Source organism: Arthrobacter sp. Soil_N43 (assembly GCF_057655195.1).
This window is the reverse complement of record NZ_JBDGML010000115.1, coordinates 1-11,983: the sequence shown is the minus strand read 5'-3', so window position 1 is coordinate 11,983 and position 11,983 is coordinate 1. Positions and strand designations below refer to the sequence as shown.

Annotated in this window: 6 protein-coding genes and 2 pseudogenes; 5 read left to right on the top strand and 3 right to left on the bottom strand. The window is 66.9% G+C overall.

Annotation, left to right across the window (positions count from 1 at the left end):
* The 5 genes and pseudogenes from AC3A3W_RS17535 to AC3A3W_RS17515 form a co-directional block, all read left to right on the top strand.
* Positions 1-1,529: BCCT family transporter (locus AC3A3W_RS17535; protein ID WP_487444280.1), on the top strand; the 1,529-nt coding region annotated here is incomplete at its 5' end.
* Between the two features lie 8 nt (positions 1,530-1,537).
* Complete coding sequence (gene purU, locus AC3A3W_RS17530) at positions 1,538-2,530, top strand: formyltetrahydrofolate deformylase (RefSeq protein WP_487444279.1); 993 nt, start codon at positions 1,538-1,540, stop codon at positions 2,528-2,530.
* A 22-nt stretch (positions 2,531-2,552) separates the two neighbouring features.
* Positions 2,553-5,060, top strand: coding sequence for a GcvT family protein (locus tag AC3A3W_RS17525; protein ID WP_487444278.1), 2,508 nt, complete (start codon positions 2,553-2,555; stop codon positions 5,058-5,060).
* Positions 5,061-5,237: 177 nt separating this feature from the next.
* Positions 5,238-6,768, top strand: a pseudogene (locus AC3A3W_RS17520) (HNH endonuclease signature motif containing protein).
* Complete coding sequence (locus tag AC3A3W_RS17515; protein WP_487444277.1) at positions 6,722-8,470, top strand: alkaline phosphatase D family protein; 1,749 nt, start codon at positions 6,722-6,724, stop codon at positions 8,468-8,470. Before AC3A3W_RS17520 ends, AC3A3W_RS17515 begins: the two are co-directional and overlap by 47 nt.
* On the opposite strand, the gene AC3A3W_RS17510 is transcribed toward AC3A3W_RS17515, so the two are convergent.
* The 3 genes and pseudogenes from AC3A3W_RS17510 to AC3A3W_RS17500 form a co-directional block, all read right to left on the bottom strand.
* Entirely contained in the window at positions 8,467-9,291 is an 825-nt protein-coding gene (locus AC3A3W_RS17510; RefSeq protein WP_487444276.1) for a PhzF family phenazine biosynthesis protein, read from the bottom strand. The genes AC3A3W_RS17515 and AC3A3W_RS17510 overlap by 4 nt on opposite strands.
* A gap of 136 nt (positions 9,292-9,427) precedes the next feature.
* Positions 9,428-11,773: an FdhF/YdeP family oxidoreductase gene (locus tag AC3A3W_RS17505; protein WP_487444275.1), complete on the bottom strand. Its 2,346-nt coding sequence runs from the start codon at positions 11,771-11,773 to the stop codon at positions 9,428-9,430.
* 107 nt (positions 11,774-11,880) lie between these two features.
* Positions 11,881-11,983: pseudogene (locus AC3A3W_RS17500) on the bottom strand (MBL fold metallo-hydrolase); the annotation flags it as partial.

Here is an 11,983-nt window from a genome sequence, read left to right as displayed (position 1 = left end):
GCAAGTTCGGCAACATCCCGCTGGGCAAGGACGCCGAAAAGCCCGAGTTCCGCACCGTGTCCTGGGTGGCCATGATGTTTGCCGCCGGCATGGGCATCGGGCTCATGTTCTACGGCGTGGCCGAGCCGCTCTACCACTACGTCTCACCCCCGCCCGGAACCGTGGACGGACGCACCCCCGAAGCCATCCAGACCGCCATGGCAACGTCCATCTTCCACTGGACCCTGCACCCCTGGGCAATGTACGCCGTGGTGGGCATCGCCATGGCCTACGGCACCTACCGCCTCGGCCGTAAGCAGCTGATCTCCGCAGCCTTCACCTCGCTCTTCGGCATCAGGATGGTGGAGGGACCACTAGGAAAGTTCATCAACATCCTGGCCATCTTCGCCACGCTCTTCGGCACCGCCGCCTCCCTGGGCCTGGGTGCCCTGCAGATCGGCAGCGGCCTGACCTCCAACGGCTGGGCCGGGGAAATCGGCACTCCTGTGCTCGTGGTGATCGTCGCCATCCTGACCTCCTGTTTCGTTGCCTCGGCCGTCTCCGGCATCAGCCGCGGCATCCAGTGGCTCTCCAACATCAACATGGTGCTGGCCGTGGTCCTGGCGCTCATCGTCTTCGTCGCCGGCCCCACCATGTTTATCCTCAACCTGATTCCTTCCGCGGTGGGCGACTATGCCCGGGACCTGGCGGAAATGTCCTCCCGCACCGAAGCTGTGGGAGACGAGGCCCTGCGCACCTGGATGTCCGGCTGGACCATCTTCTACTGGGCCTGGTGGGTATCCTGGACGCCGTTCGTCGGCATGTTCATCGCCCGCATCAGCCGCGGCCGCACTATCCGCCAGTTCGTCACCGGCGTCCTGCTGGTGCCCAGCGTCGTCAGCGTGATCTGGTTCGGCATCTTCGGCGGTACTGCCTTCGGCATCCAGCAGGAGGCCGACAAGACGGAGAATCCGGCAGACGGACTCGCCAAAATGGTCGACGGCGCGCCCACCATTTCGTTCGACGGCGCCCTCTTCGACCTGGTCAAGAACCTGCACATGCCTGCCTGGGCCATCACCGCAGTGATCATACTGGCCATGGTGCTCGTGGCGATCTTCTTCATCACCGGCGCCGACTCGGCCTCGATCGTCATGGCCTCGCTGAGCTCCAACGGGTCCAACGAACCCCGGCGCGGTCTGGTGATCTTCTGGGGCCTGCTGACCGGCGGAGTCGCGGCCGTTATGCTCCTGGCCGGTGGCGATGAACCGTCAGAGGCGTTGTCCGGCCTGCAACGGATCACCATCGTTGCCGCCCTGCCGTTCGTGCTGGTCATGTTGCTGCTCTGCGTCGCCCTGGCGCGGGACCTGCGGCGCGATCCGCTGGCCCTACGTGCCCGGCTCGCCACCACCGTCGTCGAACGGGCCATCCGGACCGGCGTCGACCAGCACGGCGGCGTCCAGTTCGACCTTGTCACCAAGCATGAATGTGGCGAACGCTGTGCCGTCGACGCCCCCTGCCCCGGCGGTTCCAGCGCCGACACCCGCAACTAGGAGAAATTGTGACCACAACGCTTGAAGGCCGTCCCGCGGGTGCCGCAACGGCAATCACAGCCGAGGCCACCGGGGCGCGCTCCCTGGCCAAGATCCGCACGGCGGAGTTCGTCCTCACCCTGGCCTGCCCCGAACGGCCCGGCATCGTCCGGGCAGTCACCACGTTCCTGGCCGACCGCGGCTTCGACATCGTCGAGCACCAGCAGTTCGATGACCACGTCAGCGGGAAGCTGTACCTGCGCACCGCTTTCATCGGCAGCGGAACAGAATCCCGTGATCGGGCCCATCGGGATTTCGAGGGCGACGGACTCGACCAGCGTCAGCAGACCGCGGAAGGCCTCACGGCCGAGTTCGCGCCCACCGCCGCCGAGTTCGGCATGGATTTCGCCATCCACGACGGCCGGCCCCCGCGCCTGCTGGTCATGGTCTCCAAGTTCGGCCACTGCCTCAACGACCTGATCTTCCGCTGGCGGGCCGGCAGCCTCGGTGCGGAGATCGCCGTCGTGGTTTCCAACCACGAGGACCTGCGGGCCATGGCGGAAAACGCCGGACTGCCCTTCATCCACGTTCCGGTGACGCCCGAATCCAAGCCCGAGGCCGAGGCGCGGCTGCTGGACCTCGTCGCCGAGTACGACGCGGACCTGGTAGTCCTGGCGCGCTACATGCAGGTGCTCTCCAACAGCCTCTGCAATGAGCTGCGCGGCCGCGCCATCAACATCCACCACTCCTTCCTGCCCGGCTTCAAGGGCGCCAAGCCGTACCACCAGGCCTACGACCGGGGCGTGAAGCTGATCGGGGCCACGGCGCACTATGTGACCGCGGACCTCGATGAAGGGCCGATCATCGAACAGGAAGTCTTCCGGGTGGACCACAGCCTCGATCCGGACGCGTTGGTGACCGTGGGCCGGGACGCCGAATCGCAGGCCCTGTCCCGGGCCGTCAAGTGGCATTGCCAGCACCGTGTCCTGCTCAACAACACCCGCACCGTCGTATTCCGCTAACGCGAACCAGGAGAAACATTTTATGAGCGCATCACCACGCGTCGTGATCATCGGTGCCGGCATCGTCGGCACCAACCTTGCGGATGAACTCGCCAGCCGCGGATGGAACAACATCACGGTGGTCGAACAGGGGCCGCTGGAACTGGCCGGCGGCTCCACCTCGCACGCCCCCGGCCTCGTCTTCCAGACCAACCCGTCCAAGACCATGACGGAATTCGCCACGTACACGGTGAACAAGCTGCTCTCCCTCAGCGCCGACGGTGTGTCCTGCTTCAACCAGGTGGGCGGGCTGGAGCTGGCCACCACCGAGGCACGGCTGCAGGACCTCAAGCGCAAGCTCGGCTACGCCACGTCGTGGGGCGTCGAGGGCCGGATTATCGACGCCGACGAATGCGAGAAGAACTGGCCGTTGCTGAACAAGGGACAGTTCAAGGATGGGCGCCAGGTCCTTGGCGGCCTCCTCGTTCCCTCCGACGGGCTCGCCTCCGCAGCCCGGGCCGTCCAGCTGCTGATCAGCCGCGCCCGCGAAGCGGGAGTGACCTTCCTGGGCTCCACTGCCGTCACGGGCATCGAACAGGCTGGCGGCAAGGTCACCGGCGTCGAAACCTCCTCCGGCGTGATCCCTGCGGACATCGTGGTTTCCTGCGCCGGGTTCTGGGGCCGGGAGGTGGGCAAGCTGGTGGGCATGAAGGTACCGCTGCTGCCGCTCGCCCACCAGTACGTCAAGACCACCGCGCTGGCCGAACAGCAGGGCCTGAATGAGCTGCCGAACGGCGCCCGCCTGCCCATCCTGCGCTACCAGGACAAAGACCTTTACTTCCGCGAGCATGGGGACAGGATCGGAATCGGCAGCTACGCCCACCGCCCCCTGCCCGTCGACATGAACACGTTGCCGACCGTCGGTGCCGACGAGATGTCCGACCACCGCATGCCGTCCCGCCTCGACTTCACGCTCGAGGACTTCGCCCAGTCATGGGAGGACAGCCAGGACCTTTTGCCGGCCCTGCACCGGGCTCAGATCGAGGACGGTTTCAACGGCATCTTCTCCTTCACCCCCGACGGCGGCCCGCTCATGGGCGAGTCGCCCGACGTCGCGGGCTTCTTCGTGGCGGAGGCGGTCTGGGTCACGCACTCGGCCGGCGTCGCGAAGGCCATGGCCGAGCTGCTGGTCGAGGGCCAGTCCCGCACCGACCTGCACGGCTGCGAACTTGAACGGTTCGAAAAGGTCCAGACCAGCGACGAATACGTCAGCGAAACGTCCCAGCAGAACTTCGTTGAGATCTACGACATCCTGCACCCGCTGCAGCCCAAGGAATCCCCGCGGGACCTGCGGGTCAGCCCCTTCAACGTCCGGCAGAAGGAACTCGGCGCGTTCTTCCTGGAGTCCGCCGGCTGGGAGCGTCCGCACTGGTTCGAGGCCAACCGCGGCCTGCTCGACGAACTGCCGGCCGAGTGGCAGGCCCCGGAGCGTGAACCCTGGGCCGCGATGTACTCCTCCCCCATTTCTGCCGCCGAAGCGTGGAAGACACGCACCGCCGTCGGCCTTTACGACATGACGCCGCTGAAGCGGCTGGCGGTCACCGGCCCCGGCGCCCTGCCGCTGCTGCACCGCCTCAGCACGGGCAACATCGCCAAGAAGCCCGGCGCGGTAACGTACTGCCTGCTGCTGGCGGACGACGGCGGCATCCGCAGTGACGTGACCGTTGCCCGCATTGGGGAAGAGGATTTCCAGCTGGGCGTGAACAGCAACGTGGACTTCGACTACCTCCGGGTCGAGGCCAGGAAGCAGTCGGCCGCGGACCCGGCGCAGTGGGTGCACGTCTCCGACATCACCGGCAGCACCTGCTGCATCGGGCTGTGGGGGCCGCTGGCCCGTGAGGTGATCGGCAAGGTGAGCGCGGACGACCTCAGCAACGACGGCCTGAAGTACTTCCGCACCAAGGAAATCTCCGTAGGCGGCATCCCCGTCACGGCCATGCGGCTCTCCTACGTCGGCGAGCTCGGCTGGGAGCTCTACACCACCGCGGAATACGGGCTGAAGCTCTGGGACCTGCTGTTCGAGGCCGGGCGGGAACACGGCATCATCGCGGCCGGGCGCGGCGCGTTCAACAGCATGCGGCTGGAGAAGGGCTACCGGCTGTGGGGCACGGACATGACCTCCGAGCACCACCCGTACCAGTCGGGCCTCGGATTCTCGGTCGCCAAGGACAAGGTGGGCTTCGTCGGGGCCGAGGCCCTGGCAGCCCGCAAGGAGGAGACCCCCACCCGGGTGCTGCGGTGCCTGACTGTGGACGACGGAACCTCCATTGTGCTGGGCAAGGAACCCGTCTACGTGAACGGCGCGGCGGCGGGATACGTCACCAGCGCCGCCTATGGCTACTCCGTGCGCAAGCCGATCGCCTACGCCTGGCTGCCGGCCGCCGTTTCCGTGGGTGACTCCGTGGAAGTGGAGTACTTCGGCCGGCGCGTCGCAGCGACCGTCTCGGCAGAGCCGCTCTTCGACCCCGGCATGGAGCGCCTCCGCGGCTGACACCCTGCTCAACCGCAAAAGCCCGCCGGCTTGGGATTCCCCAAGCCGGCGGGCTTTTGTGCGCGAACGTACACTTCGGGCCCCGCGCGAACGTACACTTCGGGCCCCGTTTGAAGGGCACCTCCCTGGCCTGAGCCTGCCGCCGAAAATGTCAGACCCTCCCGCGATGATGGGTACATGGGGAGAGCAGCGGTGGCGAAGGCATATGCGGATATCAATGCCGCCGTTGCTGTGCTCAGTGCCGAACTCGACGGGAACGCCTTGGGGGACGCAACTGATGCCGATCCGCTGCAGGGCATGGCGGATGTTTGCCTGGATATCCCTGGCCGGGGTGGCCGGGGCGGAGCCGCGGTATGCCGCGTTGAAGGCCCGGGCTGTCGCGACGTTCGCTGACACGGCGGCGTCGGCCGCCCCTCCTGACGCGGCGACGATGCCGCGGGAGGCGTCGGTGGCCGCGGAGATCGCGTGTGTCCTGGCCATTGGGCCGCGTGCGGCGGGTGCGTTGCTGGCTGAGGCCCAGGAGCTCGCCACCAGGCTGCCGCTGACCCTGTCCGCGCTGCAGGCCGGTACGATGTCCTGGCAGCACGCCCGGGTGATGGTGGACGAGACGGCGAGCCTCGATCCTGATGGGGCCGCCGCATTGGAAGCGCATTTCCTGGATCCTGACGCGCCGAACCCGGCCCGTGGCTGCCCTGCCGGGGACATGCCCGCTTCCCGGTTCCGCCACAAAGCCCGCATCTGGCGAGAACGCCACCACACTGTGAGCATCGAGAAGCGCCACGCCAAATCCGTCCTGGACCGGCGGGTGGACTACACACCGGACAAGGACGGCATGGCGTGGATCTCGGCCTGCCTTCCTGCCGACCAGGCGTCTGCGATCTGGAACCGCATCACCGCGGTCGCCCGTGGGTTGCAAGGACCGGATGAGTTCCGGACCCTCACCCAGATCCGGACCGACGTCTATTCCGCGGCGCTCCTCGGCGGCGGGAACGGCCCCGGTATTGGCGACGATGGGGAAACGGGGAATCCCGGGCAAGTCCGCACGCCCCGGGCGGAGGTCCTGGTGACCGTCCCGGTTTTTTCCCTGCTCGGCGCCACCGATGAACCGGCGATGCTCGATGGCTACGGGCCGATTCCGGCGTCGATGGCCAGGGATCTGATCGCCAACGGCGCGGACTCCTTCTACCGTGTCCTGGTGGACCCGCGGGACGGGGCCCCGCTGGAGATCGGCCGGAAGAGCTACCGGCCCACGCAGGCGATGCGACGTTGGCTGCGGATGCGGGACGGCCGATGTTCCTTTCCGGGATGTTCAAACCAGTCCCTGGACAACGAAGCGGACCACCTCCTGGCCTGGCAGCAGGGCGGAACCACCGGAGTGTCGAATTTGAGCCAGCCCTGCCCCCGGCACCACCGGCTCAGGCACACCAGCGCCTGGAGACCCACATCGGCCACCAAGAACGAGCCACCAGGCTGGATATCGCCCAGCGGGCGCCACTACGCAAGCGAACACCAGGACTGGGAACCACCACGCTGGCCCAAAGACCTGGAACCGAAGGTGCCATCCAAGCTGACAGCAGCCGAGCACGGGCCATCCTCAGCTCCGCGTGACTTGTTCGGCGGCCCCCATGGTTGCCGCAGGCTGGAACGGGTACAACTGAGTCATGACGACTTCCCTGGTGCTCGGGCCCATGATGCGGTACGTGGATGAGACCTCAGCCAGCATCTGGGTGGAGACCCGGAGCGATTCCCGCGTCACCGTCCGGGCCGGCCACGGCATCTGGGAAGCCCGTACCTTCGCCGTGCACGGCCACCATTACGCACTCGTGGAGGCGGACGGCCTTGAGCCAGGATCAGTGCTGCCCTACACCGTGGAAATCGACGGAACACAGGTCTGGCCCGATCCGGCTTCGGTGTTTCCGCCGCCGGTGATCGCGACGCTGAGACCCGGCAAGCCGCTGCGCATGGCCTACGGCTCCTGCCGCACCAGTGTCCCGCACGACGAGTCCGGCAACAGGACGCACGGAGTCGACGCGCTCCGCGCCTACGCACTGGCGATGGCCTTCGGCCGCGGCACCGCCAGCGGCGGCACCGCCGGCGCTACAGAACTGCCGGACCTGGTGGCCTTCCTCGGCGACCAGGTGTACGCCGACCTCACCAGCGACCAGATGCAGGATTTCATCCGCGCCCGGCGGGACATCGAGGCACCGCCAGGGGAGGAACTGAAGGACTACGAGGAATACGCCCACCTCTACTATCTCGCCTGGTCCGACCCGGCGAACAGGTGGCTGCTTTCCACCCTGCCCAGCGCCATGATCTTCGACGACCACGATATCCGCGATGACTGGAACGCCTCGCTGACCTGGAGGAAGGGCGTGGAAGCCACCTCATGGTGGCATGGGCGGATTGTCGCGGGGCTGTCCTCCTACTGGGTCTACCAGCACCTGGGCAACCTCTCGCCGCAGGAGCGGGCAACCGATACCATCTGGCAGCTGATCGCCGGACACGGCGGCGAGGCTGAACTCGATCTCAGCGCGGAGCTGGACCGTTTCGCAGATCGCGCGGACCAGGACCCGGTCTCCTACCGGTGGAGCTTTTGCCGCGATTTCGGGGACACGAGGCTGATAGTCCTGGATTCCCGTGCCGCCCGGAAGCTGGCTCCAGACGACCGTGCCCTGCTTGACCACGAGGAGATGGCCTGGCTGGACGGCCGGATGCGCGGCGGCTTCCGCCATCTGCTGGTGGCGACGTCGCTGCCCTTCCTGCTGCCCATGGGCCTGCACCACGTCGAGTCGTGGAATGAGGCTATTTCCGAAGGCGCCTGGGGCAACTTGTTGTCCCGGGCCGGCGAAAAACTGCGCCAGGCGGTGGATCTCGAACACTGGGCTGCCTTCCAGAAGAGCTTTCAGCAGGTGGCTGACATGGCGGCCGAGGTCGCCGACGGCAAGCGCGGTCCGTCACCGGAGACCGTCACGTTCCTCTCCGGGGACGTGCACTTCTCCTACGTCGCGGAGGTGGAACGCTCCTCGGGCAGCCGCATCATGCAGGCAGTCTGTTCCCCGATCCGCAACCCCCTTCCCCGGCTGATGAGATACTTCGGGGCCATCATGTCCTACGGCCTGGCTTCACCGGTCGGTGCCCTGGTAGCCCGCTCGGCGCGTGTGCCGGACCCGCCGTTCCGCTGGAAACGCGTCAAGGGGCCATGGTTCAACAACAACCTGGCCAGCCTCGAAGTTGCTCCGGAAGGGCTGAGGCTGTGGTGGCAGACCGGCGTGGTGGACGGCGGCGACGAACTGCACCCGCGGCTCGAGACCGTGGCATCCCTCACCGTGGCTTCCCGGAGGGAAAACACCAGCCGACTCAGTGGGCGGGGTTTTGAGAGGCTCAACCACCGCCGCGCGGCACGAAGCTAGGCCGCCAGCCAAACACTGCCTTCGAGATACCGCACGCACGTGCCGGAGAGCAGGGTGCGCTCCCCTTCCACACGGCAGAGCACAGTCCCACCGCGTGCCGAGAGTTGGCGGGCGGCCAGGACCGCAGTGCCCAGCCTGCCGGCCCAGAGCGGTGCCAGCTGGGAGTGCGCCGAGCCGGTTACCGGGTCCTCATCGATGCCCGCCCGGGCACCAAAGAACCGTGAGACGAAGTCGTGGCCGGTTCCGTCCCCTGCAGCGGTGACGACGACGCCGCGAACCGGCAGCTTCGCGAGTGCCCCAAAATCCGGAGTCAGGGTGCGTACCGTTTCGGCATCCTTGACGACATGGATGAGGTCGGTTGCCAGGAAAGCCTCGAGTGCCGGAACCCCGAGGGCTTCCGTCACTGAGGGGTCCACGGCCACCGGTTCAGGGATCTCGGACGGGAAGTCCAGGATGAAGCCGTCGCCGTCGCGCTCTACAAAGAGCCAGCCGCTGCGGCTCCAGAACTGCAGCCGCTTGGCGTCCGGGTGGACGTCCGTGAAGAGGTACGACGCCGTGGCCAGGGTCGCGTGCCCGCAGAGGTCCACCTCAATGGCCGGTGTGAACCAGCGGAGGTGGTATGCGGGCTGCGAGGTGTCGAAGGGCCTGGCCTCGTCCGGGAGCGCGGCCACGATGAAGGCCGTCTCGGAGAGGTTGTTCTCCTCTGCGAGCTGCTGGAGGACGCCGTCGTCCAGCCAGCCCTCGAGGGGCATCACGGCTGCTGGATTCCCTTCGAAGGGCTTGGAGGCGAAGGCGTCGATCTGAATCAGGGGTATACGCATGCCCTTCACGGTAGCCGCAAACTGGACTGCAAAGTTAGAGCCAGTTTAAGAAAGTGGCCTGCCGGCGGCGATGCAAGCAGCGACGGCGGCACACCGTACTGACCGGTGTGCCGCCGTCGGGGTTCCCCAGGAAGCGTCAGGCGTGCGTGCCCGCCATTGCCGTTTCTTCGCGTTCCGCGAGGGGGCTGTGCGGCACGAACCGGACGAACATCGCCTTGAATCCGGGGGTGTTGGATTCGCGGGCGACGTTGTCCTTGTGGACCAGGGCGTTGGCCTCGGGGAAGTAGGCCGCGGCGCAGCCCTTCGCCGTCGGGTAGGCCACCAGCCGGAACTTGTCCGCCTGCCGGTCCTGGCCCCTGAACGTGCTCACGACGTCCACGAGGTCCCTGTCCTGGAAGCCGAGCTCGGCGAGGTCCTCGGGGTGCACCAGGATGACCCGGCGGCCCCCGGAGATTCCGCGGTAGCGGTCATCGAGGCCGTAGAACGTGGTGTTGTACTGGTCGTGGCTGCGGATGGTCTGCAGGACCAGGTGGCCGTCCGGCGGCGTCAGGTATTCCAGCGGGCTGACCGTGAACCGTCCGCGGCCAATGTCCGTTTTGAAGGACCGGGTGTCGCGCGGCGGGTTGGGCAGCACGAAGCCGTTCTTCGTCCGCACCCGGGCGTTGAAATCCTCGAATCCGGGAAGGACCCGCGTGATGTGGTCCCGGATCACGTCGTAGTCCTCCGCCATGGCCTTCCAGTCCACGGGGTGGCCGGGGCCGAAGGTCGCCTCGGCCATGCGGGCCACGATCACCGGTTCGGCGAGCAGGTGCTCGGACACCGGGGTCAGCCTGCCCTGCGTGGAGTGGACCACGGACATGGAGTCCTCCACGGACAGGAACTGGGCGCCCTTGGGGTGTTTGTCGTCCTTGTCGGTGCGCCCCAGGGTGGGGAGGATGAGCGAGGTGCGGCCGTGCACCACGTGAGACCGGTTGGGTTTGGTGGAGATGTGCACGGTCAGCCCGATCCGCTGCATCCCGGCTTCCAGCGTCTCGGTGTCGGAACAGGCCAGCGAGAAATTCCCGCCCATGGACACGAACACGTCCACCTCGTCGCGCTCGAACGCTTCCATCGACTCGACGGCGTCGAAGCCGTGGTGCCGCGGGGACTCGATCCCGAACTCCTTGTCGAGAGCCTCCAGGAGCCATTCCTTGGGCTTCTCCCAGATGCCCATGGTCCTGTCGCCCTGGACGTTGGAATGTCCGCGGACCGGGCAGGCGCCGGCACCGGGCTTGCCGAAGTTGCCCTGCAGCAGCAGGACATTGACCATTTCCTTGATGGTGTCCACCGAATGCGGCTGCTGCGTTACGCCCAGGGCCCAGCAGAAGATGGTGGCCTTGGACCGGATGAGCATCCCGGCCACGTCTTCGATCTGGGCCCGGGACAGGCCGGTGGCCTTCTCGGTCTCGGGCCAGTCGAGTTCCCGGCGCGCCTCGCGGTAGGCCTCGAAGCCGTCAGTCTGCGCTTCAACAAAGGAACGGTCGACGACGGTGCCCGGGTTCCGCTCTTCCTCCGCCAGCAGCAGGTGGCCCAGGGCCTGGAACAGCGCCAGGTCCCCGCCCACCTTGATCTGCAGGTATTCGTCGGCCAGCGGCGTGCCGCCGCCCACCACGCCGGAGACGGTCTGCGGGTCCCTGAAATTGAAGAGACCGGCTTCGGGCAGCGGGTTCACGGCCACCACCTTGCCGCCCTTGTCCTTGCACTCCTTCAGGGCCGAGAGCATGCGGGGGTGGTTGGTGCCCGGGTTCTGGCCGACGACGAAGATCAGCTCGGCGTCGTGGATGTCATCCAGCGACACGGTGCCCTTGCCGATGCCGATGGTAGGGTTCAGCGCCGAGCCGGAGGACTCGTGGCACATGTTCGAACAGTCCGGCAGATTGTTGGTACCGAGTGCCCGGGCGAACAGCTGGTACAGGAACGCCGTTTCGTTGGCCGTGCGGCCGGAGGTGTAGAAGACGCAGCGGTCCGGCGTGCTGGCCCTGATGTGCTCGCCGATCAGCTCGAACGCGTCCGCCCAGGAGATCGGCGAATAGTGCGTCTCGCCTTCCCGGATCACCACCGGCTCGCTGAGCCTGCCCTGGTTGCCCAGCCAGTACTCCGTCTTCTCCGACAGTTCCGCGATGGAATGCCGGGCCCAGAACTCGGCCCCGACCGTGCGGAGGGTGTTCTCCTCGGCCACTGCCTTGGCGCCGTTTTCGCAGAACTCGGCGGCCTTGCGCTTCTTGTCCGATTCCGGCCAGGCACAGCCCGGGCAGTCGAAGCCGCCGCGCTGGTTCAGGCGCAGCAGCGACTGGGCCGTGCGGGTGACACCGGCCTGCGCCACAGCGCGTTCCAGTGCCACCATCACGGCCTTGACGCCGGCAGCTTCCATTTTCGGCTTGCCGACGGCGAGGGCGTCCTCGTTGATGTCCGCAACGGGGGCGGGCTGTTTGCCGAACTTCATTGTTCCAACTTCCTTACCGGCTCACGCCGTGCTTTTGAACGCCCGGTAAGGCGCGCCGGCTTTGCTGGCGCGCCTTACCGGGTCCTGCTTGAACGGGAAATCCTGATCTACTGGTTGACCTTGGCGAGTGTTTCGCGTTCGGCGGCGATGGTGGTGTTGTCTCCGTGGCCGGTGCGGACGATGGTTTCGGGTGGGAGGGTCAGGAGGCGT

Bases quoted from the DNA above. Each gene is read 5' to 3' on its own strand.
- AC3A3W_RS17525 (WP_487444278.1), top strand. From the start codon at position 2,553: ATGAGCGCATCACCACGCGTCGTGATCATCGGTGCCGGCATCGTCGGC.
- AC3A3W_RS17515 (WP_487444277.1), top strand. From the start codon at position 6,722: ATGACGACTTCCCTGGTGCTCGGGCCCATGATGCGGTACGTGGATGAG.
- AC3A3W_RS17510 (WP_487444276.1), bottom strand. From the start codon at position 9,291: ATGCGTATACCCCTGATTCAGATCGACGCCTTCGCCTCCAAGCCCTTC.
- AC3A3W_RS17505 (WP_487444275.1), bottom strand. From the start codon at position 11,773: ATGAAGTTCGGCAAACAGCCCGCCCCCGTTGCGGACATCAACGAGGAC.